Source organism: Pseudomonas sp. GOM7 (assembly GCF_026723825.1).
Taxonomy (GTDB): domain Bacteria; phylum Pseudomonadota; class Gammaproteobacteria; order Pseudomonadales; family Pseudomonadaceae; genus Aquipseudomonas.
Window position 1 is genome coordinate 4,332,665 of record NZ_CP113519.1, and the last position, 22,213, is coordinate 4,354,877.

At 62.7% G+C, this 22,213-nt stretch carries 18 protein-coding genes; 8 read left to right on the top strand and 10 right to left on the bottom strand.

The annotated features are described in order from the left end of the window. Nucleotides 1–6: 6 nt before the first annotated feature. Nucleotides 7–1,143, bottom strand: a complete 1,137-nt coding sequence (locus tag OU800_RS19175; RefSeq protein ID WP_268178937.1) for an acyl-CoA dehydrogenase family protein — start codon at nt 1,141–1,143, stop codon at nt 7–9. A gap of 216 nt (nt 1,144–1,359) precedes the next feature. On the opposite strand from OU800_RS19175, the gene OU800_RS19180 reads away from it, so the two are divergent. The 4 genes from OU800_RS19180 (at nt 1,360) to OU800_RS19195 (ending at nt 6,812) form a co-directional block, all read left to right on the top strand. Then, the gene (locus tag OU800_RS19180; protein ID WP_442964789.1) at nt 1,360–2,283 is read left to right on the top strand and encodes a GlxA family transcriptional regulator; all 924 of its coding nucleotides are present in this window, start codon (nt 1,360–1,362) and stop codon (nt 2,281–2,283) included. A 222-nt stretch (nt 2,284–2,505) separates the two neighbouring features. After that, nucleotides 2,506–3,537 carry a hypothetical protein gene (locus OU800_RS19185; RefSeq protein WP_268178938.1) on the top strand — a complete coding sequence of 344 codons (1,032 nt, stop codon included), beginning with the start codon at nt 2,506–2,508 and terminating at the stop codon, nt 3,535–3,537. Between the two features lie 52 nt (nt 3,538–3,589). Next, nucleotides 3,590–4,588, top strand: coding sequence for a putative solute-binding protein (locus OU800_RS19190; RefSeq protein ID WP_268178939.1), 999 nt, complete (start codon nt 3,590–3,592; stop codon nt 4,586–4,588). Nucleotides 4,589–4,640: 52 nt separating this feature from the next. Further along, nucleotides 4,641–6,812, top strand: a complete 2,172-nt coding sequence (locus OU800_RS19195; RefSeq protein ID WP_268178940.1) for a TRAP transporter large permease subunit — start codon at nt 4,641–4,643, stop codon at nt 6,810–6,812. Between the two features lie 183 nt (nt 6,813–6,995). Here OU800_RS19195 and zapE read toward each other — a convergent pair whose 3' ends face one another. From zapE to OU800_RS19210, 3 genes are all read right to left on the bottom strand, one after another. Then, complete coding sequence (zapE, locus tag OU800_RS19200; RefSeq protein ID WP_268178941.1) at nt 6,996–8,090, bottom strand: cell division protein ZapE; 1,095 nt, start codon at nt 8,088–8,090, stop codon at nt 6,996–6,998. 274 nt (nt 8,091–8,364) lie between these two features. Beyond that, a complete protein-coding gene (locus tag OU800_RS19205) occupies nt 8,365–9,711 on the bottom strand; it encodes a tryptophan--tRNA ligase (RefSeq protein ID WP_268178942.1) in 1,347 nt (448 codons plus the stop codon). Between the two features lie 138 nt (nt 9,712–9,849). Beyond that, entirely contained in the window at nt 9,850–10,479 is a 630-nt protein-coding gene (locus OU800_RS19210; RefSeq protein ID WP_268178943.1) for an alpha/beta hydrolase, read from the bottom strand. A 121-nt stretch (nt 10,480–10,600) separates the two neighbouring features. On the opposite strand from OU800_RS19210, the gene OU800_RS19215 reads away from it, so the two are divergent. Both OU800_RS19215 and OU800_RS19220 read left to right on the top strand, forming a co-directional pair. Beyond that, the gene (locus OU800_RS19215) at nt 10,601–11,035 is read left to right on the top strand and encodes a YhcB family protein (RefSeq protein ID WP_268178944.1); all 435 of its coding nucleotides are present in this window, start codon (nt 10,601–10,603) and stop codon (nt 11,033–11,035) included. A gap of 1,046 nt (nt 11,036–12,081) precedes the next feature. After that, nucleotides 12,082–13,329 carry a DUF2254 domain-containing protein gene (locus OU800_RS19220; RefSeq protein WP_268178945.1) on the top strand — a complete coding sequence of 416 codons (1,248 nt, stop codon included), beginning with the start codon at nt 12,082–12,084 and terminating at the stop codon, nt 13,327–13,329. A 60-nt stretch (nt 13,330–13,389) separates the two neighbouring features. Here OU800_RS19220 and cysN read toward each other — a convergent pair whose 3' ends face one another. The 4 genes from cysN to OU800_RS19240 all read right to left on the bottom strand — a co-directional run bounded on the left by cysN (nt 13,390) and on the right by OU800_RS19240 (nt 17,532). Further along, nucleotides 13,390–15,285, bottom strand: a complete 1,896-nt coding sequence (gene cysN / locus OU800_RS19225) for a sulfate adenylyltransferase subunit CysN (protein ID WP_268178946.1) — start codon at nt 15,283–15,285, stop codon at nt 13,390–13,392. Nucleotides 15,286–15,334: 49 nt separating this feature from the next. Beyond that, nucleotides 15,335–15,676: a four helix bundle protein gene (locus OU800_RS19230; RefSeq protein ID WP_268178947.1), complete on the bottom strand. Its 342-nt coding sequence runs from the start codon at nt 15,674–15,676 to the stop codon at nt 15,335–15,337. Between the two features lie 48 nt (nt 15,677–15,724). Further along, nucleotides 15,725–16,642, bottom strand: a complete 918-nt coding sequence (gene cysD / locus OU800_RS19235) for a sulfate adenylyltransferase subunit CysD (RefSeq protein WP_268178948.1) — start codon at nt 16,640–16,642, stop codon at nt 15,725–15,727. Nucleotides 16,643–16,773: 131 nt separating this feature from the next. After that, nucleotides 16,774–17,532, bottom strand: a complete 759-nt coding sequence (locus OU800_RS19240; protein WP_268178949.1) for a Nif3-like dinuclear metal center hexameric protein — start codon at nt 17,530–17,532, stop codon at nt 16,774–16,776. Nucleotides 17,533–17,643: 111 nt separating this feature from the next. On the opposite strand from OU800_RS19240, the gene algW reads away from it, so the two are divergent. Further along, the gene (gene algW / locus OU800_RS19245) at nt 17,644–18,786 is read left to right on the top strand and encodes a Do family serine endopeptidase AlgW (RefSeq protein ID WP_268178950.1); all 1,143 of its coding nucleotides are present in this window, start codon (nt 17,644–17,646) and stop codon (nt 18,784–18,786) included. A gap of 119 nt (nt 18,787–18,905) precedes the next feature. Continuing rightward, nucleotides 18,906–19,625 carry a DUF4198 domain-containing protein gene (locus OU800_RS19250; protein ID WP_268178951.1) on the top strand — a complete coding sequence of 240 codons (720 nt, stop codon included), beginning with the start codon at nt 18,906–18,908 and terminating at the stop codon, nt 19,623–19,625. A 44-nt stretch (nt 19,626–19,669) separates the two neighbouring features. Here the strand turns inward: OU800_RS19250 and hisC are convergent, their stop codons facing one another. Together hisC and hisD are read right to left on the bottom strand one after the other, a co-directional pair. After that, nucleotides 19,670–20,722: a histidinol-phosphate transaminase gene (gene hisC, locus OU800_RS19255; protein ID WP_268178952.1), complete on the bottom strand. Its 1,053-nt coding sequence runs from the start codon at nt 20,720–20,722 to the stop codon at nt 19,670–19,672. Nucleotides 20,723–20,852: 130 nt separating this feature from the next. Then, on the bottom strand, nt 20,853–22,163 hold the full coding sequence (hisD, locus tag OU800_RS19260) for a histidinol dehydrogenase (RefSeq protein WP_268178953.1): 1,311 nt from the start codon (nt 22,161–22,163) through the stop codon (nt 20,853–20,855). Between the last annotated feature and the right edge of the window lie 50 nt (nt 22,164–22,213).

Genomic DNA, 22,213 nt, shown 5'->3' on the forward strand with positions numbered 1-22,213 from the left:
GCAGGCTCAAAGAGCGCGGGCGATGATCTCTTTCATGATCTCGTTGGTGCCGGCGTAGATGCGTTGCACCCGCGCATCGGCCCAGGCGCGTGCCACTGGATATTCCCACATGAAGCCGTAGCCACCATGCAGTTGCACGCATTCGTCGAGCACCTTGCATTGCAGATCGGTGCTCCAGTACTTGAGCATCGCCGCAGTGGGTACGTCGAGCTTGCCCTCAAGGTGCAACTCCAGACAGCGGTCGATGAACACCCGGCCAACCTGAAGCTCGGTGGCCATCTCGGCCAGCTTGAAGCGGGTGTTCTGAAAATCCGCCACGGCTTTGCCGAACGCCTTGCGCTCGCGGGTGTAGTCCAGTGTCCATTGCAGCGCTGCCTCGGCCGATGCCAGCGCGCCGACACCCACGGTCAGGCGTTCCTGCGGCAACTCCTGCATCAGGTAGGCGAAGCCCATGCCCGCCTGACCCAGCAGATTCTCCTTGGGCACACGCACGTCCTGGAAGAACAGCTCCGAGGTGTCCTGCGCCTTCATGCCCACCTTCTCCAGGCGCTTGCCCTTGGAAAAGCCCGGCGTGCTGGCCTCGACCAGAAACAGGCTGGTGCCCTTGGCGCCAGCCTTGGGATCGGTCTTGGCCACGACTATCACCAGATCGGCCAGCCAGCCATTGGTGATGAAGGTCTTCGAGCCGTTGATCACGTACTCGTCACCATCGAGCACAGCGCTGGTCTTCACGCCCTGCAGGTCGGAGCCGGCCCCCGGCTCGGTCATGGCGATGGCGGTGACCATCTCGCCGCTCACCAGCTTGGGCAGGTAGTGCTGCTTCTGCGCCTCGCTGCCGTAATGCAGGATGTAGGGCGCAACGATATCCGAGTGCAGGGAGAAGCCGATGCCGGTCAGCCCCAGACGACCGATCTCCTCGATCACCACGGCGCTGTAGAGAAAATCCGCGGCCATGCCGCCATATTCCTCGGGGAGGTGCGAGCAGAGCAGGCCGGCCTCGCCCGCCTTGTTCCACAGGGTTCGATCGACATGGCCGTCCTTCTCCCACTGCGAGTGATAAGGCACGGCTTCGCGCTCGAGAAACTTGCGCACGCTATCGCGGAACAGTTCATGGTCGGAGCTGAATATCGTTCTGGGAATCATGGCGCTACCTGAAATCCGGGGGCAGAGAAGGGTTGCTCGACTTTAGCCAAGCAAACGCTTGGTCACACTGGACACATGCGCCAAAAAATAAGACGATCCAGCCAGTGTATGACCACTTAGCCTTCAACAAGAATAAAAAACATGGTTACCCCAGCCCCCCACGCGACCTTGCGCTGTGTCAGCATTCTCGCCACCGACGGTGTATTCGCTTCAGCCATGCTGCAGGCCAAGGACTTCTTCCACATGGCCGGCATCCGCTACGCCAGGCAGCAAGGCCTGGGCTTTGAACCGCCCTTCGAGATCCGCCTGGTCAGCCCGGACGCCCTGCCCATGAACAGTTTCAGCAAGGTTCAGGTGCCCGTGGACGGCGGCCTGGATAGCTGCGACGTGATCATCCTGCCAGCCTTCTGGGACGACTTCGACGCCCTGCGTCAGCGTTATCCACAGGTATTGGACTGGCTCAGGCGCCAGCATGCGGCCGGCACGGCGATCTGTGGCGAAGCCACGGGGGTGTTCTGGATGGCCGAGGCCGGCCTGCTCGACGGCAAGGAAGCGGCCACCTACTGGCGCTTCTTCGGCGAATTCGCCGAACGCTTCCCGAAAGTGCAACTGAATCGGGACAAGCACCTGTCCGATGCCGACAACCTCTACTGCGCCAGCGGCGCCACCTCGGCCTGCGACCTGTACATCTACCTGATCGAACGCTATTGCGGTGTCAGCGTGGCACAAGGCGTGGCCCGCGACATCCTCTACGAGGTGCAGCGCAGCTACACGCCGGGGCGCATCGGTTTCGGCGGTCAGAAGCTGCATCAGGACGTCGCCATCCTGCAGATCCAGCACTGGCTGGAAGAGCACTACGCCGACAAGTTCCGCTTCGAGGACGTGGCCCGCGAGCACGGCATGAGCATCCGCAATTTCATGCGCCGCTTCCAGGCTGCCACCGGCGACAAGCCCCTGCACTACCTGCAGCGTCTGCGCATCGAGACCGCCAAGAGCCTGCTGTCCTCCACCCGCAAGAGCATCAAGACCGTCAGCTACGAGATCGGTTACGACGATGCCAGCTTCTTCGCCCGCCTGTTCCGCCAACATACCGGGTTGTCTCCCAACCACTATCGCCGGCAGTTCCAGCAGCAACCGTGAAGATGCAGCGCGGCAGTCCATCTCGCCGCGCTCGTTCGGCTCGGTAACGCCTGCTACTAGACAGCCTGTCTACCGACAGGCCACACCCACCAGAAGATTGGGTATCAGCCCAACCCGCTGCCAGTAGAGTGATTGCCGTAAGTCGCCCGCCGCCGCGTGGTAGACACATGCGACTGTGCGCTTGGATGCGCGCTCACAACAACAATAAAGAAGGAGAGTGTCATGGGAGTTTCTCGTGCGCTGCGCCTGGGTGCCATCGTATCCCTGGTGCTACTGACAGCCTGTACCCCGATCAAACGTTTTGGTGCCAACCAATCGTTGCGCTTCGTGGAGAACAATCTGGTCGGCCCCATGCTGGAAAGTCATGATGCCGACATGGCCTGTTATTCCGGCGCGGCAGTCGCCCCTCTGATCCAGTCCACCAGCGGCCTGGGGGCAGACAACCATCAACTGCTCACCCTGCTCTACCTCACCGCCGGTAGCTGTGCCGAGCAGACCGCCTTCGAGCAGGAACTGCGCTACCTGCGCGCCTCGCGCAGCAAGCAGGTCGAAGAGGCGCAGGACGCACGCATCACCCAGAAGCGCTATGCCGAACTGGCAGCACGGCGCCAGTACCAGTCCTATCAGAATTTCGTCCGTTACTACGAGCAGCGCTTCGACATCAGCATCGGCGCCGGCTGCCCGGCCTTCGACAAGGACATCGACGAACTCGTCTACCTGCTCGGCCTGATCCAGGGGCTGCAGGCCATCCAGAACGACATCAACTCGCAGAACACCGTCGGTGTGCCCAAGGACATCGCGGCCAAGACCGAACGCGCCATGGCCTGCCTGGACAACGAAAAGTGGTGGGGTGCGCCGATGGCAGCCCGTGCCCTGGTCTGGAACATGCTGCCGGGCAGCGGCGATGGGCAGGATCCCTGGCAGGTACTCGAACAGTCGCGGCAGATCGCCGAGCGCCATGGCGTGCGCCTGGCTCACGCACTGTATGCGATCTCCGCCACGGCGAAGAACGATGAACAGCACCTGCGCACCGTCCTGCGCGCCTTCGGCGCCACCGAAGCGCCGAGCAGCAGCTTCAAGCTAGACCAGACCTATGCCCAGGTCGACGCCATCAGCAGCAGCATCGTCATGAACAATGCCGATCGCTACTGGACGGCCAACACCGGCACCCGCACGCCGATCGGTGGCCTGCTGCGTTTCTGGGACGAGAAGCAGCCGGTCGATACCGGCATCGAGATCGACGACCTGCTCTAAGGCAGGTCGTCACAAGCCATCCGCCTCAGCGGCATGACCCGGAGTATCTGCCATGAAGTTTGCCAACCTAGTCGCCCCCGCCCTGCTCAGCCTGGCGCTGGGCGCCGCCCCGCAGGCCTTCGCTCAGAAGATTTGCGTGTTCGACATCCTCGGTGCCCAGGGCGATATCTACAGCATCATGAAGGACTACCAGCTAGCGGCCAATAATTTCGGCGCCAGCATAGAGCTCAAGCCCTACACCGACGAGAAGATCGCTGCAGAGGACTTCAAGGCCGGGCAATGCGACGGTGTGATGATCATGGGCCTGCGCGCCCGCCAGTTCAACACGTTCACCGGCAGCCTGGAGGCCCTGGGCGCCCTGCCCAGCTACGCGGCACTGAAGACGGTGATCACCACCCTGAGCGCGCCCAAGGCCAGCAAGTTCATGATCAACGGCCCCTACGAAGTGGCGGGCATCGTCCCCATGGGCGCGGCCTACCTGTTCGTCAACGACCGCACCATCGACAACATCAGCAAACTGTCGGGCAAGAAGTTCGCGATCATGGACTACGACAATGCCCAGGCGAAGATGGTGCAGCGCATCGGCGCCCAGCCAGTCGCCTCCGACGTCACCAACTTCGCCGGCAAGTTCAACAACGGCTCGGTGGATGTGGTCGGCGCACCGGCAGCCGCCTACAAACCGCTGGAATTGCAGAAGGGCATGGGTGAACGCGGCGGTGTGGCGCGCTTCCCGGTATTGCAACTGACCTACCAATTGGTCATCCGCCCGGATCGCTTCCCCGAGGGTTTCGGGCAGAAGTCCCGCGAATATGCCCTCGGCCAGTACGACCGCGCCATGAGCATCATCAAGCAGTCGGAAAGCGAGATCGACAACCGCTACTGGATCGACATTCCGCCCGAGGACATGGAGAAGTACACCGTGATGCTGCGTGAAGCACGTATTTCGCTGACCGAAGAAGGCATCTATGACAAGCGCATGATGGCCGTGATGAAGCGCGTGCGCTGCCAGCTCAACCCGGCCGATGCCGAGTGCGCGCAGAACCTCGAATAACGACAACGAAACGGGGCGCTCGCGCCCCTCTGCCTTGACCGTAGAGCCCGCCATGTCCATTGCCTCGACCATGACCAGTCATGACCAACCTGCACCGCCCCAGGCCCTGGAGCGTCCTCGGCTTGGCCGATGGCTTTCCACCCTGCCAGTGTTCCTTCTGCTGACCCTCACCCTGGTTATCGGCACCGGGGAAATGCTCCATGGCCAACTGTTGCGCATGGGTGAGCGCCTGTTCGGTGATCCGGCTGCCGGCGTGCAGTACTTCATGCTGCGCGCCGACCCGGTGGCGCCGACCTGCGACCCCAACCCCGACATCGATGCCCTGATGGCCAAGCAACCCGCCCAGGCCAGCAGCGATATCGACGACCTGTTCGGTGATACCCAGGTCGATCCGCAAGCGCAGCGCAGCGCCCTGCAGCGCGCCGCTCAGCTCTGTGCCCAACGCCATGAAATGTACGGCACCGTCGTCGCCCACATCACCCCCGAGCTGAAGCTGTACCGGGGCCTGGAAACTTCGTTCTTCGGCATATTCCGCTTCGGCACCGACAATCGCGCGCTGCTCCTGCTGCTGCTCATTTCCATCGCCGGTATCACCACCACCCTGCGTCATCACCATATCTCGCTGCGCCCAGCCAGAACCCGGCTCGACCACCGTGTTTCGTCCGCTGGCATGGTCATCGCCAACGCCTTGCTGGTGTTTTCCTGCAGCCACTACCTGCATACCCTGCTCAACGCCGACCTGCCGCTGAGCAAACCCTATCTCAATGGTTTGTGGATCGCCCTGTTCAGTTGCCTGTTCCTGATCAGCGTCTATCACTTCCTGAAACCACCGGCAGATGCCGAGCCTGGCGGCAATTTGGGGCTGGCGCTGCTCTCCACGCCGCTTTACGCCGTCATGGCAATCAGTTCCTTCACCTCATTCTCGATGAAGGGCCACTATGGCGGCATCGCCATCTACCTGGGCCAGCTCGTCGAGCTCTCGGGCATCTTCCTCAATCTGGCGCTGTTCATCTGGTCCGGTATGCTGCTCAAGCAGACCAACGTGGTCGATCGTTTTCTCGATCTGGTTCGTCCCTGGCGTCTGTCGCCGGAACTGCTGACCTGGATCCTGCTGATCGGCGCAGCGGTGCCGACGGCCTACACTGGCGCGTCGGGTATCTTCGTCATCGCCGCCGGGGCCATCATCTACCGCGAAGTGCTGCTCTCAGGCGGTCGTCGTCAGTTTGCCCTGGCGGTGTCGGCGATGTCCGGCTCGCTCGGCGTGGTGCTGCGCCCCTGCCTGCTGATCGTGGTGGTCGCGGCCCTGAACAAGCAGGTGACTACGGCCGAACTGTACAACTGGGGCATCGCCGTTTTCGTCCTGACCTCGACGCTGTTCTTCATCGCCTCGCAGGTGTTGCGTCAACAGCCCATCAACATCGCCCACCCACGTGACGCCATGCCCGCCATGGCCCGCGCCCTGGTGCCAGTAGCGCCGTACCTGCTCATCGCCATCGTGGTGATCTGGATCTACGGCTACATGCTCGACACACGCCTGAACGAATTCACCGCCCCGGTGATGCTGCCAGTGATCCTGCTGGTGGTGCTGATCTTCGACAAACTGCGTGGCGAAAAGCTGGTGGAAGCCCCCAGCGCCGTCGAGAACGACCAGGGCAACAGCCAACGCAACTTCACCCAGGCCGTGGGCGCAGCGACCTACGACACCGTCGGCCATATCGGTGCGCTGACCCTGCTGATGGCCTTGTCGGTCTCCACCGGCGGGGTAATCGAACGCTCCGGCCTCATGGAACTGATGCCGCAGGACTTCCAGAGCATCTGGCTGGCACTCACCGCATTGATGCTGGTGCTGTTCCTCATCGGCATGGTGATGGACGCCTTTGGCGTGGTGATCCTGGTGTCGGCCACCATCGCACCGATCGCCTATGCCAACGGTATTCACCCGGTGCATTTCTGGATGATCACCCTGACCGCCATGGAGCTGGCCTACCTCTCACCACCCGTGGCACTCAACCACCTACTGGCCCGGCAGGTGGTGGGCGAGGCGGAGATAGACGCCGCCAACGCGGAGGTGCGCGACAAGAGCTTCTACTACCGCTATGAGCGCTGGATCCTGCCGATGGCGGTGATGGTCGTGGCGCTGCTGATCGTCACCTACGGTGGTGAACTGATCGTCCAGCACGGCGCGCAGGCGCTGGAACTGGGGCGAAGCTTGCTGCCCCAGTGATCGCACTACGCCCGCACTGGACAGTGCGGGCGTTTTCCTTCAGGGCGCCTCTAAAAACGTAGGCGAGGCAGCCAGCGCAAGGCAGAAACAGGCGAAGAAGCGCAGTTTACGTGTTGTAAATGAGCATTCTGAGCCTGTTTTTAACGCCGCGATGGCAACGTAGGTAGTTTTTAGAGGTGCCCTTCAGGGACGGTGCGGACGGGTGAGGAACTCGTGCGACTGCATCTCCAGCAGACGGCTCAGCGTGCGCTGGAACTCGAAGCTCAGACGACCGCCGGTATAAAGATCCTTGAGCTCCACCTCGGCAGAGATGATCAGCTTGACGTTGCGGTCGTAGAACTCGTCCACCAGATTGATGAAGCGCCGCGCCATGTCCTCCTTGGCCACCCCCATCTGCTCGACGTTGGCCAGGATCACCGCATGGAAGATCTTGCCCAGCTCGATGTAGTCGTTCTGGCTGCGGGGCCCGTCGCACAGCTCGCGAAACTCGAACCAGGCCACGTCCTCGCACACACGCACGGCATTGATCGTGCGGTTTTCGATCATCAGCGCCTCGTTCTCCACCATATGGGTGCAGTCCGGCAGCAGGCTCTGGAAGCTCTTGCGCAAGCTCTCCTCGGCCTCCGGGCCGAGCGGGAAGTGGAACAGCTCGGCCTGCTCCAGCGCACGCAAGCGGTAATCGACGCCGCTGTCGACATTGACGATGTCGGTGTGCTGCTTGAGCAGGGCGATGGCCGGCAGGAAACGCGCGCGCTGCAGGCCGTCCTTGTACAGGCCGTCCGGCACGATGTTGGAGGTGGCTACCAGCGACACACCGTTCTTGAACAGTTCTTCGAGCAGCGTGGCGAGGATCATCGCGTCGGTGATGTCGCTGACGAAGAATTCGTCGAAGCAGATCACCCGCGCCTCGTCGGCGAAGCGCTTGCCGATGATGGTCAGCGGATTCTTCTCGCCCTTGAGGGTCTTCATCTCCTCGTGCACGCGCTTCATGAAGCGGTGGAAGTGGGTGCGCATCTTCTGCTCGAAGGGCAGCGCATCGAAGAAGGTGTCGACCAGATAGGTCTTGCCACGCCCCACGCCGCCCCAGAAATACAGCCCCTTGACCGGCCCCTGCGGCTTCTTGCCGAACAGTTTGCCGAGCAGACCGGATTTGTCCTGGTCACGCGCGATCAGATCGTCGTACAGACGCTGCAAATGGCGGACGGCATTTTCCTGAGCCGCATCATGGAAGAAGTCGGGCCGCTTGAGGTCGGCCTGATAACGCTCGAGGGGAGTCATGATTCGTTAGAGCCTGTTCAAAGTCTGCTGCGCGTCGGGCCTGCTGCGTTAGAAACAGGCTCGGAGTGCTCATGTACACCAGTACACTCCGCCTCCTCACCTGTCTCTGCCTTGCATGCCTCTAGCTCGCGAGCCTTTCAACAGGCTCTCGGCCGGCAAGTAAAAACGGGGGCGTCACTTTAGCGACGCCCCCGCTGCTTGGCAATCTGCCCGTAGCCCGGATGCAATCCGGGGAATGCTGGCGATGCTCGTCCCGGATTGCATCCGGGCTACTTCATTCCTGCGGCACCAACGCCTCGCGCAGGCGGGCAATGGCCGCTTCCAACGCCTGGCCATCGGCGAACTCGGGGCTGCTCGCCACGCTTTCACCATCAACCCACACCGAGAACGCCAGGCCTTCGGCGCGCACATCCAGTGGCTCGCCAGACTGCAGGCGCTTGTTGACCAGACCCGCCGACTTGCCATCGGCGAAGGCTTTCGACAGCAGCAACTGCTCACCATCGGCATCCAGCAGACGGAAGCGGAAGCTGCCATCCTCGTCGCGGAAGCTGACGAAGCGCGCACTCTTGACCACTTTCTTCTTCTCGCCAGCGAAAACCTGCACCTGCTTGCGGAACGAACGCAGGCCTACGGCCTCGCGCAGTTCGCCGAGGAACGGCGTGGCGATCTTGCGCGCCTTGGCCGCACCAGCGAGGAGGATATCCTCCAGGTCGGCCGGCCTGGCGATCAGCGCGTTGTAGCGCTCGCGCGCCTCGCCCAGGGTGTCTTCGAGTAGTTGATACAGGCGATTCTTCGCCTCGCCCCAGGCCAGACCACCTTCCAGCTCGGCGCGGAATTCGGCCTGCTGCTCCTGGCTGGCGAAAGCCTGGTACAGGGTGAACAGGTGCGAGCCTTCGGCATCCTTGGGCTCGCCCGGCAGCCTGGAGTCGGTGACGATGCGCGCCACGGCCTCTTTGAGCTGCTTGGCCGTGCCGAACAGCGGGATGGTGTTGTCGTAGCTCTTGCTCATCTTGCGCCCGTCGAGACCGGGCAGCGTGGCCACTTCTTCCTCTATCACCACCTCCGGCAGGACGAACAGATCCTTGCCCTGGCCGAACAGGTGGTTGAAGCGCTGGCCGATGTCGCGGGCCATCTCCACGTGCTGGATCTGGTCACGACCGACCGGCACCTTCTGCGCGTTGAACATCAGGATATCCGCTGCCATCAGCACCGGGTAGCTGAACAGGCCCATGGTCACGCCGGCATCCGGGTCTTCACCGGCTTCGACGTTCTTGTCCACCGAGGCCTTGTAAGCGTGGGCACGGTTGAGCAGGCCCTTGCCGGTAACGCAGGTGAGCAGCCAGCACAGCTCGGGAATCTCGGGGATGTCGGACTGGCGGTAGAAGGTCGCCTTGTCGGTATCCAGGCCCAGTGCCAGCCAGGTCGCGGCAATCTCCAGACGCGAGCGCTGGATGCGCGCCGGGTCATCGCACTTGATCAAGGCGTGGTAGTCGGCGAGAAAGTAGAAGGAGTCCATCTGCGGATCGCGGCTGGCGGCGATGGCCGGGCGGATGGCACCGGCATAGTTGCCCAGGTGCGGCGTGCCGGTGGTGGTGATGCCGGTAAGGATACGGGTGGTCATGATCAGATTCGCTTTGCTTGAACTGTTTCGGCGCTCGCGCGGGTCGCCTCGCGGAATGCCTCGAATGCCAGGTTGGTCGTAGGGTGCGCCATGCGCACCACACGAATGCAGGTGCGCGCAGCGCACCCTACGCCAGGCTCACAGACGCGGCAGAAGAAGTTCCTTCAGATCCGTCAGCTTGCCGTGAAAGAAGTGACCGCATTCTGCCACTTTCAGCAGCTCATGGGCACGCTCGAGATTGGCCGACCAGTCATACACGGCCTGGGGCTCGACCACTTCGTCCGCTTCGGGCTGGATCACCACCAACGGGCACTGACTGGCCGGCGGCGTCTCGGCGGTCAGGCGATGCACGGCGGGGGCGACCATGAACAGCTTGCTCGGCACCCGGCCTTGCGCCTCCAGGCGCGCGCCCAGTGCAGCAGCGACGAAGCCGCCAAAGGAAAAGCCCAGCAAGGTGATGGGCAGGTTCGGGTAGTGTGCCTGCAGCCAGGCGGCGACGGCTTCGGCATCATCCACTTCGCCGGTGCCCATATCATGGCTGCCAGCGCTGGCACCCACGCCACGATAATTGAAACGCAGGGTGTTGTAGCCGCAATCGCGCGCGGTACGCTGCAGCGTGGAGACCACCTTGTTGAGCATGGTACCGCCCTGCACCGGGTTGGGATGGCAAACCAGCGCCACGCCTCGGGCGTTCGGCACTTCCAGTTGAAGGGCTTCGAGTTGGCCCACAGGGCCTTGAATGAAAAGAGGGGTTTCGCGACTGAGCAACACTGAACTCCGTGACCCCGCAACGGGTCGACTCGTCTAGCAAACTGCCTGCGCGGTAAACATATACAGCACAGGCTCAAGCCGCTAACGTAAAGCAAAGCCGTTTTGAGAGGAAGGACTCGTGGAACAGACCGTTACAGCCTGGTTGATACCTGCCCTGACCCTGGTGGTCGGCATTGCCGTGGGCTTTGTGCTCGCCCGTCTGGCGCCCAATGCCGCGCCGAGCCGGACGCAGCGGCAGATGGATGAAATGCAGGCGCGCTTCGAGGCCTACCAGAACGAAGTGGTGACTCACTTCAACACCACCGCCAACTTGGTGAAGAAACTCACCCAGAGCTACCAGGACGTGCAGGAGCACCTGTCCGACGGCGCCAACCGCCTGGCCCTGGACGAGCTGACCCGGCAACGCCTGCTGGCCAGCCTCAACAATGCCGAAAGCGGTGAGAAGCGCGAGCGACTGACCCCGCCGAAGAATTATGAAATGCCCAAGGACTATGCGCCCAAGAGCGATGGCCCAGGCATGCTCGATGAAAGCTATGGCCTGAAGAAGCCCTGATCATATCTGCATGACCAACAACGCCCCGCTCTGCCGGGGCGTTGTTTTTGGTTCTTCGAGGAATCTCGGGAATTCAGGCTTGATACCGGACTGGCAATACGGTGTTGGTTGTTCTTGTGCCTGTTCCGAATTGCCGCGTTTTTGCTGATGTTCTTTGTTTCGCCCTCCCGGGCGAGTCACTTTTGACGGGCAAAAGTAACCAAAACCCTCCGCCCGATCATCCGGCCCTGGCTTCGCCAGGGTTCGCTCACTCCATCGCCGTTCCAGAGGCCCGACCGGATGCGGCCCACCGACGGTGGGCCATCCCTGGCCCATCGCAGCTCTCGCGACATCCATGTCGCTCGACCTCTTCCACGACGATTCCGTTCGCCCTCCTGGGCGGGCTCTGCACGCGCCTGAGGCCGAGGTAACCCAGAAGTAGCGCGGAGTGCTGGTCAGCCGTAGGGCGGACTCAGGAGCGCCAGCAAACAGTCCGCCGGGCCATGCCAAGTTCGGCACCACGGCTCACGCCCAATACTCCTCAACGGCGTACTGCTTCGCGAGTACGCGGATGAAACTATTGGTTTAACCCGACGGCCACATCGCGACCTTACAGCCTCCAGAGCACGTAAAACTAACCTGGCATACCTCTCCGTTCAGGCGCGCAAATGGCCCCTTCAGGAGGGTGAGTGGAATCGTTGTGTAGAGGGTTGAGCGGCATGGATGCCGCGAGAGCTGCGATGGGCCATGGATGGCCCTTCGCAGCGTGCCCTCGGAGCAACGATGGAATGAACGAACCGCGGCGAAGCCGGGGCCGGATGGCGGGGCAAGCCTTTTTGCCTTCTTTTGTGGCGTTTGACAAAAGAAGGTCGCCGGGGGGCGAAACGGGAGACGTCAGCTAAACACCGATAAGCAGCTTGAGTACCAAAAACAATACACAAAATTGCCAGTCCGGAGTCAACCAGCTATTCCCCTGAAATTGCGAAGAACCTTATTTTTGCTCCATACATGCTCTGCAGGACAAGGCCGGCTATGATCGGAAGCGTTTCCCTTCCCAAGGACACCTCATGTCGCGCTGGCAATGGCTCCTGACAAGACTGACCCGGCAGCTCTGGTTTCGCGCCACGCTGATCGGTGCACTGGGCATCGCCGCCGCCGGCCTGGCCGCGCTGACCGAACACCTGGCGCCCTGGGACTTACCCACTACCATCGGCTCCGATGCGGTCGACGGCATTCTCAATATCATCGCCTCGAGCATGCTCGCGGTAACCACCTTCAGCCTCAGCGTGATGACCTCGGCCTACAGCGCTGCCACCAGCAACGTCACGCCCCGCGCGATCAAGCTGCTGATCGAAGACCGCCTGACGCAGAACGTACTGTCCAGCTTCATCGGCTCCTTCCTGTTCAGCATCGTCGGCATCGTCGTGCTCAAGACCGGCGCCTATGGCGACAAGGGTCGCTTCGTCCTGTTCATCGTGACCATCGTCGTGATCGCCCTGGTGGTGGTCAGCCTGCTGCGCTGGATCGATCATCTGACCCGCCTGGGCCGCGTCGGCGAAACCACCGAGCGCGTCGAGGAGACCACCCAACGCGCCATCGACTGGCGCTGTGCCAATCCCTACCTGGGCGGCAGCCCGGCGCCCGCCAACCAGGCGATCCCAGAAAGTGCCCTGTGCCTGACGGCTGATACGGTCGGCTATGTGCAGCATGTCGACATGGCCGCTCTGGCCGAACAAGCCGATTGCCTGGACAGCGATATCCACCTGCTGGCAGCGCCCGGCACCTTCGTCTATCCCGATACGCCGCTGGCCTGGATCCCAAGCCCGTGCCAGGACGACGAAGCCCCGCACGCGCTGAAATGCATCCGCGAGGCGTTCACTATCGGCAAGGAACGCAGTTTCGAGCAAGACCCGCGCTTCGGCCTGGCAGTATTGAGCGAAATCGCCTCCCGCGCCCTGTCACCGGCGATCAACGATCCGGGCACAGCAATCGACGTGCTGGGCCGCCAGGCGCGCATTCTCTGCACCTGGGCACGGGATCAGAAAACCGGCCAGGAACCACGCTTTCCCAGGGTCTGGGTGGAGGCGCTGCACACGCAGAGCCTGTTCGAGGATGCCTTCAATCCCATCGCCCGCGACGGCGCCGCCCTGATCGAGGTGCAGATGAAGTTGCGCAGAACGCTCCTGGCGCTCAGCCAGATGGGCGATACGGTTTTCCGCCAGGCCGCCTTCGAGCAAGCGCAGCGCGCGCTCGAGCGAGCCGAGCAGGCCCTGAGCCATGAGGCGGACAGACAACGCCTGCGTGACCTTCGTTAGCGGCTGGCAGATAGCACAACGCCAGGCATGAGCCCGGCGTTATGAAGGTACAGCGGCGAGTCAGATCGCGCCGCGGCTGCGCAGCAACTCCAGCACCGCCTTGACGCCCTCCTCGACCGACTGCGTCTGGGTGTCGATCACCAGATCGGCATCCAGCGGCACATCGTAGGGGAAGCCCTCGCCCGGGATATTGTCACCGCCGGCGGCATACAGGCCTTGCGGGTCGCGCTCGGCGCAAATCTGCGGCGACGCCTGAACGTAGACAGTGACCAGACGTTCGCTACCGATCAGCGCCTTGGCCTGCTCACGCCCCTCGGCATCCGGGGCGACGAAGGCCGCCAGAGCGATCAAGCCGGCCTCGTTGAACTGCCGCGCCACGTGAGCGGCGCGGCGCCAGTTCTCGGCACGCCCGGCGCGATCCTGCGGCAGGCCCTTGTTCAGGTCGTGACGCAAATTCTGGCCATCGAGCACGTAAACGGCACGGCCCATGTCGAACAGCTTGCGCTCCACGGCATAGGCCAGGGTGCTCTTGCCGGCGCCGGACAACCCGCTGAACAGCACGGTGGCCGGCTGCTGGCCAAAGCGCGAGGCGCGCTCCTCGGTGGACACGTGGGCCAGACGACCATGCTGACCACCGCCATGGCCGACCGGGTCGGCGATGATCATGCCGGCACCGACGGTGCCATTGGTCAGGCGGTCGATGACGATGAAGGCGCCAGTGGTGCGGTTGTGCTCGTAGCCATCGAGGGCGATCGAGGCATCCAGCGCCACCTTGACCCGGCCGATCTCGTTGAGCTTGAGCTCGCTGGCCGCGCCCTGCTCCAGGGTGTTGACGTCGACGCGATGAACGATGCTGGGGATCGAGCCCGGCACATAGCTGGTGGCGCGCTTGATGTCGTATTTCTTGCCCGGCAGCATCGGCTCTTCGCCCATCCACACCAACATGGCCTCGAAGCTGTCGGTGACCTGCGGGCGATTGTCGGCATGCACCAGCATGTCGCCACGGGACACGTCGATCTCGTCCTCCAGGGTCAGGGTGATGGCCTGGCCCGGGCCGGCGTGCTCCAGCTCGCCCTCGAAGGTGACGATGGACTTGACCCGACTGCTCTTGCCCGAGGGCAGCGCCATCACCTCGTCGCCCTTGCGCACGATGCCGCTGGCCAGCGTGCCGGCGAAGCCACGGAAATTGAGGTTGGGGCGGTTGACGTACTGCACCGGGAATCGCAGGTCGTCGAAGTTGCGGTCGCCCGCCACTTCCACGCTCTCGAGAATCTCCATCAGCGACTGGCCGGTGTACCAGGGCGAGCGCTCGGACTTGTTCACCACGTTGTCGCCCTTGAGCGCCGACATCGGCACGAACTCGAGGGTGGTCGGACGCAGGTTGATCTTCTCGGCGAAGGCCAGGTAATCGGCCTTGATCTGCTCGAACACGCCCTGATCGAAGTCTTTGAGATCCATCTTGTTGACGGCGACGACGATGTGCTTGATGCCCAGCAGCGAGGCGATGAAGCTGTGCCGACGGGTCTGGGTCTGCACGCCGTAGCGGGCGTCGATGAGGATGATCGCCAGGTCGCAGGTCGAGGCACCGGTGGCCATGTTGCGCGTGTACTGCTCATGGCCAGGGGTGTCGGCGATGATGAACTTGCGCTTGGCGGTGGAGAAGTAGCGGTAGGCCACATCGATGGTGATGCCCTGCTCGCGCTCGGCCTGCAGGCCGTCGACCAGCAGCGCCAGGTCGATGTCATCGCCGGTGGTGCCGACCTTCTTCGAGTCCTTGGTGATGGCTTCCAGATGATCCTCGTAGATCATCTTGGAGTCGTGCAGCAGACGGCCGATCAGCGTGCTCTTGCCGTCGTCGACGTTGCCGCAGGTAAGAAAGCGCAGCAGTTCCTTGCGCTCGTGCTGGGCCAGGTAGGCGAAGATGTCCTGGCTGATCAAATCGGATTGGTGACTCATCTTTCTTAGCTCCAAGCTGCAAGCTTCAAGCGGCAAGCCAAAGCGGTGGCTAACCTGAAATTCTGTTGATCAACCCGCTGAGCATTCTGGAAAGCTCTCGGGTTTCCTGTATCCACGCTGCTGCAAGCGAATCGGGAACGTAGCCTATTTCACTGCCTATCATTAGCTGGGTTCGCAGTTCCGCACACGAGCCCTTGGCAATGCGCAGGTAGTGGCACTTTTCCTTACCGCTACCTCGCTCCATGCCCTCGGCGATATTGCTGGGAATGGACAAGGCCGAACGCCCTAGCTGATCACGAAAGCCATAATCACGGCAGTCCTGAAATCCTCGGTAGATCTGCACGGCCAGTGACTTCGACCGTTGCCAGACATCCAGTTTCTCGAAATCCATTTCGCCTTGCTCCATTCCACTTGAAGCTTGTCGCTTGCAGCTTGTGGCTTAGAAGTATCCCTGACGTTTCTTTTCTTCCATCGACCCGGCAGCGTCGTGATCGATCACGCGGCCCTGGCGCTCGGAAGTACGGGTCAGAAGCATTTCCTGGATGATCTCCGGCAGGGTGGTAGCGGTGGACTCCACCGCGCCGGTCAGCGGGTAGCAGCCGAGGGTGCGGAAACGCACCATCTTCTTGGTGATGCTGGCCTTCTGCTCGGGCGTCAGATGTTCGAGAATGCGCTCGTCATCAATCATGATCAGCGCGCCATTCATCTCGATCACTTCGCGCTCGGCGGCGAAATACAGCGGCACGATGGGGATCTGCTCCAGATAGATGTACTGCCAGATGTCCAGCTCGGTCCAGTTCGACAGCGGGAAGACGCGGATCGACTCGCCCTTCTTCACCTTGCCGTTGTACACGTTCCACAACTCGGGGCGCTGGTTCTTCGGATCCCAGCGATGCTTGCTGTCGCGGAAGGAATACACCCGCTCCTTGGCCCGCGACTTCTCCTCGTCGCGGCGCGCACCACCGAAGGCGGCGTCGAAGCCATACTTGTCCAGCGCCTGCTTGAGGCCCTCGGTCTTCATCACGTCGGTGTGCTTGGCACTGCCGTAGGTGAAGGGGTTCATGTCCTGCGCCACACCATCGGGGTTGATGTGGGTGAGCAGATCCAGACCGTATTCACTGACCATCTTCTCGCGGAAGCGGTACATATCCTGGAATTTCCAGCGGGTGTCGACGTGCAGCACCGGGAACGGCAGCTTGCCGGGGAAGAAGGCCTTGCGGGCCAGGTGCAGCATCACGGCGGAATCCTTGCCGATGGAATAGAGCATCACCGGGTTGTCGAATTCGGCGGCCACTTCACGAATGATGTGGATGCTTTCCGCCTCTAGCTGCTTGAGATGGGTCAGTTTGTCGAGCATGGCTACTCACGGTTTGCTGTTATGGGCCGGCGGGCCGTGGACGAGCGGGCACTCTAACACAGCGTCTGCTTATAGCCAGGACGCTGGTTAGACCAAAAGGTTCTAGTGTTATATCGGGAGGAAAGCCCGGTTCACACCGGGTTCGGACAATCGACGAACAGGTGCTCGAGGGCGAAACGTCGCGCCAGGTAGTCACCCAGCGCCTGTACCCCGTAACGCTCGGTGGCGTGATGGCCGGCGGCGATGAAGCTCACGCCATTCTCGCGGGCGCTGTGGAAGGTCTGCTCGGAAGCTTCGCCGGTGAGGTACAGGTCGACACCCGCGGCAATCGCCTGGTCGATATAGCCCTGACCGCCGCCGGTGCACCAGCCGACCCGACGGATCGGCCCGTCGCCCTCGACCAACAGCGGCTCACGACCCAGTACCTGCTGCACGTGACGGGCGAAGTCGGCGGCACTGAGCGGCTCCTCCAACGAACCGACCAGGCCGACGGTACGCGGATTGTCCGGCTCCAGCGGGCCCTCGACGACGATGCCGAGCTGGCGCGCCAACTGCACGTTGTTACCCACCTCGGGGTGCACGTCCAGCGGCAGGTGATAGGCCAGCAGGCTGATGTCATGGGCCAGCAACGCCTTGAGGCGTCGCTGCTTCATGCCGGTGACGCAGGGGTTCTCACCCTTCCAGAAATAGCCATGGTGCACCAGCAATACATCGGCCTCAGCCTCGATGGCCGCTTCGATCAGCGCCTGGCTGGCGGTCACCCCGCTGACGATGCGCAGCACCTGGGGCCGCCCCTCGACCTGCAGGCCATTGGGGCAGTAATCACTGATACGCGATGAATTGAGCAAACGGTCAGCTTCGCCAACCAGGGTAGACAAGGCAATGGCCATTAAGATTCCTCTCAAGCTATTGCGAGGCCGCTGCCTTATTGCGGCGTACCTCACTATAATGCGCCACCTTAAGGGGCGCCTCTAACCCCCGCAACCCTCAGGATTGTCTCGATGCCACAGGCACTGCGTTTTCTCGGCTGGCCCCTGCTGGTCGGCGTGCTCATCGCCCTGCTGCTGATTCAGCGCTACCCGCAATGGGTCGGCCTGCCCAGCACGGATGTGCAACTGGTGCAGGCACCTGCCTCCAAACGCGCGCAGGCAGGCCCGGTGTCCTATGCCGATGCTGTGGACATCGCCTCGCCCGCCGTGGCCAACCTGTACACCACCAAACTGGTGAGCAAGCCGAGCCATCCGCTGTTCGAGGATCCGGCCTTCCGCCGTTTCTTTGGCGATAACCTGCCCCGCCAGCAACGCATGGAGTCGAGTCTGGGTTCGGCCGTGCTGATGAGCAAGGAAGGCTATCTGCTGACCAACAACCATGTGGTCAGCGGTGCCGACGAGATAGTCGTGGCCCTCAAGGACGGCCGTGAAACCCACGCGCGCCTGGTCGGCAGCGACCCGGAAACCGATCTGGCAGTACTCAAGATCGACCTCGACAACCTGCCTGCCATGACCCTGGGACGCTCGGACAGCCTGCGCATCGGCGACGTCGCCCTGGCCATCGGTAACCCCTTCGGCGTCGGCCAGACCGTGACCATGGGCATCATCAGCGCCACCGGGCGCAACCAACTGGGCCTCAACACCTACGAGGACTTCATCCAGACCGATGCCGCCATCAACCCGGGCAATTCCGGCGGCGCACTGGTGGACGCGCGTGGCAACCTGGTGGGCATCAACACCGCGATCTTCTCCAAGTCCGGCGGCTCGCAGGGCATCGGCTTCGCCATCCCGGTCAAGCTGGCGCTGGAAGTGATGCAGGCGATCATCGAGCACGGCCAGGTGATTCGTGGCTGGCTGGGCATCGAGGTGCAGCCACTGACCCCCGAGCTGGCCGAGTCCTTCGGCCTGGAAGGGCGCCCCGGCATCGTGGTGGCCGGCCTTTACCGCGATGGCCCGGCGCAGAAGGCTGGGCTGCAACCCGGCGATCTGATCCTCAGCATCGACGGCCAGCCGGCAGGCGATGGACGCCGCTCGATGAACCAGGTCGCGCGCACCAAGCCAGGCGACAAGATCCGCATCGAAGTCCTGCGCAATGGCAAAACCCTCGACCTGACTGCCGAAATCGGCGTCCGCCCTCCCGCCAACGGTAATTGACTCAACGCGACCTGACCTCAGTCAAGGTCGCTTGCAGCACAAATGAAACGTTATTACATTTGCATTCCTGCATCAGCCCGACCAGGAACTGATGCCCCGCCCCTATCTGGAGATTGTTCATGCGTCTGAGTACCTGCCTGCTGCTCACCGGCCTGTTCGCCTGCGGTAACGTCCTGGCCCACGGTCTGTGGACGGAACAGCGGCGCGGCAATATCGAAACGGTTTACGGGCATGGTGAAGAAGACAATGCCTTCGACGCCACGAAGATCAGTGGCGCCTGGGCCTATGACAGAAACGGCAAGATGATTCCGGTGACGGTCGAGCGCCTGGCCGACCACGCCCGCCTGCAACCGCTCAAGCCACCGGCGATCATGGCCGTGGCACTGGATAATGGTGCCTGGTCGAAGACCCCGGATGGCCAGTGGATCAACCAGGGGCGCAGCCAGGTGCCGAACTCCACGCAGTCGCTGCACACCTACAAGTACAGCCTGGCGATCTACAGCGAAGGCGCCAGGCTGCCGGAATTGAAACAACTGAAAATGGTGATCGTGCCGGAAGTCGATCCCCTGCAGGTTGGCCCGGGCAAACCGCTGCCGGTGCGCGTGCTGGTGGACGGCAAGCCCATGGCCGGTATCAAGCTGGTGGGCGATTACCGGGGGGCGCCGGACGAGATCAGCGCCACCACCGATGCCGAAGGCCGCGCCAAGGTGCTGGTACGCAATCAGGGCCTCAACATCATCGCCGCCGAGGTCGAGCTGCCGGTCAAGGATGACGCCGATATCGAAACCCGCGGTCTGTTCGCCTCCCTGACCTTCGTCGGCCAGGGTCATCATCACTGATAGAGCGCTGCAGGAGCGACTTCGCGCGCTCCTGCAGCGAGCCGTTACAGGCCCTGCAATGCGTCCAGCAGGGCCTGGTTCTGCTCCGGCGTACCGATGGTGATGCGCAGGAACTGAGCGATGCGCTCCTGCTTGAAGTGACGCACGATCACCCCTTGCTCGCGCAGGCCGGCCGCCAGGGTGGCGGCATCCTTGCCCGGGTGGCGGGCGAAGACGAAGTTGGCCGCCGACGGCAACACCTCGAAGCCCAACCCTTGCAGGCCAGCTACCACCGCTGTGCGGCTGTCGATCACCTGCTGGCAGGTATTCTCGAAGTAGGCGCGATCCTTGAACGCCGCCGCCGCACCGGCAATGGCGATGCGATCGAGCGGGTAGGAGTTGAAGCTGTTCTTGATCCGCTCCAGCGCTTCGATCAGATCCGGGTGACCGACCGCGATACCGACGCGCAGGCCAGCCAGCGAACGCGACTTGGACAGAGTCTGGGTGACCAGCAGGTTGGGGTACTTGTCGACCAGGGCGATCGCCGTCTGGCCGCCGAAGTCGATATAGGCCTCGTCCACCAACACCACGGAATCCGGGTTTGTTTGCAGCAGGCGCTCGATGGCGTCGAGCTGCAGCAGACAGCCGGTCGGCGCATTGGGGTTGGGGAAGATGATGCCGCCATTGGGCCGGGCATAGTCGTCGACGCGAATCTGGAACTGCTCGTCCAGCGCCACCTGCTGGTATTCGATGCCATACAGGCCGCAATACACCGGATAGAAGCTGTAGCTGATATCCGGGAACAGCAAGGGGGCATCATGCTGGAACAGGCCGTGGAAAGCATGTGCCAGTACTTCGTCGGAGCCGTTGCCGACGAATACCTGCGCCGGCTGGATGCCGTAATACTCGGCCACCGCCTGCTTCAGCCGATCACCGTTGGGATCGGGGTACAGGCGCAGGTTGTCGTTGACCTCGGCCTGCATGGCTTCGATGGCCTTCGGCGACGGGCCGTAGGGGTTCTCGTTGGTGTTGAGCTTGACCAGCTTGCTCAGCTTGGGTTGCTCGCCTGGCACATAGGGCACCAGGTCTTTGACGAAGGGGCTCCAGAATTTGCTCATCTGCCCTTCTCTCCTCGAAATGCGTTACATGGGCGATGGATATCGCTTCGTTCAACCTGCGAAGCGGGATCCCGTATGGTGCGCCGTGCGCACCAAAACATTCACAAGGTGCGCACGGCGCACCCTACCCTCAGGGTTTGATGCGGTATTCGGCGCTACGGGCGTGCGCGGTCAGCGACTCGCCACGAGCCAGCACCGAGGCGCTCTTGCCCAGCTCCGACGCGCCATCCGGCGAGCAGAAGATGATCGACGAGCGCTTCTGGAAGTCGTACACCCCCAGCGGCGAGGAAAAGCGCGCAGTGCCAGAAGTGGGCAGCACATGGTTCGGCCCGGCCACGTAATCACCCAGTGCTTCTGCGGTGTAACGGCCCATGAAGATGGCGCCGGCATGGCGAATCTCGGGCAGCCAGGCCTCCGGATCAGCCACCGACAGTTCCAGGTGCTCGGGGGCGATGCGGTTGGCCACCTCGATGGCCTGGGCCATGTCGGCCACCTGGATCAGCGCGCCACGCCCCTCCAGCGAGGTGCGGATGATCTCGGCACGCTCCATGCTCGGCAACAGCTTGGCGATGCTTGCAGCCACGCGATCGAGGAAGGCGGCATCCGGGCTGACCAGAATCGACTGGGCGTCTTCGTCGTGCTCGGCCTGGGAGAACAGATCCATGGCGATCCAGTCCGGGTCGGTCTGGCCGTCGCAGACCACGAGAATCTCTGACGGGCCGGCAATCATGTCGATGCCCACCTTGCCGAACACATGGCGCTTGGCGGTGGCGACGTAGATATTGCCGGGCCCTACGATTTTATCGACCGGCGGCACGCTCTCGGTGCCATAGGCCAGCGCGGCCACGGCCTGAGCGCCACCGATGGTGAACACACGGTCGACGCCGGCAATGGCGGCGGCAGCCAGGACGATCTCGTTGATCTCGCCGCGCGGGGTCGGCACCACCATCACCACCTCGGGGACCCCGGCGACCTTAGCCGGGATGGCGTTCATCAACACCGAGGACGGATAGGACGCCTTGCCGCCCGGCACGTACAGGCCGGCGCGATCCAGCGGGGTGACCTTCTGGCCCAGTACGGTGCCATCGGCCTCGGTGTAGCGCCAGGAATCCTGTTTCTGCTTCTCGTGGTAGCTGCGCACGCGCTCGGCGGCGACTTCCAGCGCCTCGCGCTGAGCCGGGCTGATACGGGTCAGGGCCAACTCCAGGCGCTCGCGCGGCAGGATCAGGTCGGCCATGGAGGCGACCTCCAGGCCATCGAAACGCTGGGTGTATTCCACCAGGGCAGCATCGCCACGCTGGCGCACGGCCTGGATGATTTCCAGTACGCGCTGGTTGACGCCATCGTCGGACACACTCTCCCAGCTCAGCAGATGATCCAGGTGTCGGGCGAAATCCTGGTCAGCGGCGTTGAGTCGGCGAACAGCAATGGGAGCGGTCATAGCGAAAGCCTCATTAAATGGCGGTTTCTCGGGCGCCCGTAATGTAGCAA

What these genes read in the sequence shown, in the direction of transcription:
- cysD (WP_268178948.1), bottom strand. Translation starts at nt 16,642, where the DNA reads ATGCTCGACAAACTGACCCATCTCAAGCAGCTAGAGGCGGAAAGCATC.
- OU800_RS19175 (WP_268178937.1), bottom strand. Translation starts at nt 1,143, where the DNA reads ATGATTCCCAGAACGATATTCAGCTCCGACCATGAACTGTTCCGCGAT.
- OU800_RS19240 (WP_268178949.1), bottom strand. Translation starts at nt 17,532, where the DNA reads ATGGCCATTGCCTTGTCTACCCTGGTTGGCGAAGCTGACCGTTTGCTC.
- hisC (WP_268178952.1), bottom strand. Translation starts at nt 20,722, where the DNA reads ATGAGCAAATTCTGGAGCCCCTTCGTCAAAGACCTGGTGCCCTATGTG.
- hisD (WP_268178953.1), bottom strand. Translation starts at nt 22,163, where the DNA reads ATGACCGCTCCCATTGCTGTTCGCCGACTCAACGCCGCTGACCAGGAT.
- OU800_RS19230 (WP_268178947.1), bottom strand. Translation starts at nt 15,676, where the DNA reads ATGGATTTCGAGAAACTGGATGTCTGGCAACGGTCGAAGTCACTGGCC.
- OU800_RS19250 (WP_268178951.1), top strand. Translation starts at nt 18,906, where the DNA reads ATGCGTCTGAGTACCTGCCTGCTGCTCACCGGCCTGTTCGCCTGCGGT.
- OU800_RS19185 (WP_268178938.1), top strand. Translation starts at nt 2,506, where the DNA reads ATGGGAGTTTCTCGTGCGCTGCGCCTGGGTGCCATCGTATCCCTGGTG.
- OU800_RS19205 (WP_268178942.1), bottom strand. Translation starts at nt 9,711, where the DNA reads ATGACCACCCGTATCCTTACCGGCATCACCACCACCGGCACGCCGCAC.
- OU800_RS19180 (WP_442964789.1), top strand. Translation starts at nt 1,360, where the DNA reads ATGCTGCAGGCCAAGGACTTCTTCCACATGGCCGGCATCCGCTACGCC.
- OU800_RS19220 (WP_268178945.1), top strand. Translation starts at nt 12,082, where the DNA reads ATGTCGCGCTGGCAATGGCTCCTGACAAGACTGACCCGGCAGCTCTGG.
- cysN (WP_268178946.1), bottom strand. Translation starts at nt 15,285, where the DNA reads ATGAGTCACCAATCCGATTTGATCAGCCAGGACATCTTCGCCTACCTG.
- zapE (WP_268178941.1), bottom strand. Translation starts at nt 8,090, where the DNA reads ATGACTCCCCTCGAGCGTTATCAGGCCGACCTCAAGCGGCCCGACTTC.
- OU800_RS19195 (WP_268178940.1), top strand. Translation starts at nt 4,641, where the DNA reads ATGTCCATTGCCTCGACCATGACCAGTCATGACCAACCTGCACCGCCC.
- algW (WP_268178950.1), top strand. Translation starts at nt 17,644, where the DNA reads ATGCCACAGGCACTGCGTTTTCTCGGCTGGCCCCTGCTGGTCGGCGTG.
- OU800_RS19190 (WP_268178939.1), top strand. Translation starts at nt 3,590, where the DNA reads ATGAAGTTTGCCAACCTAGTCGCCCCCGCCCTGCTCAGCCTGGCGCTG.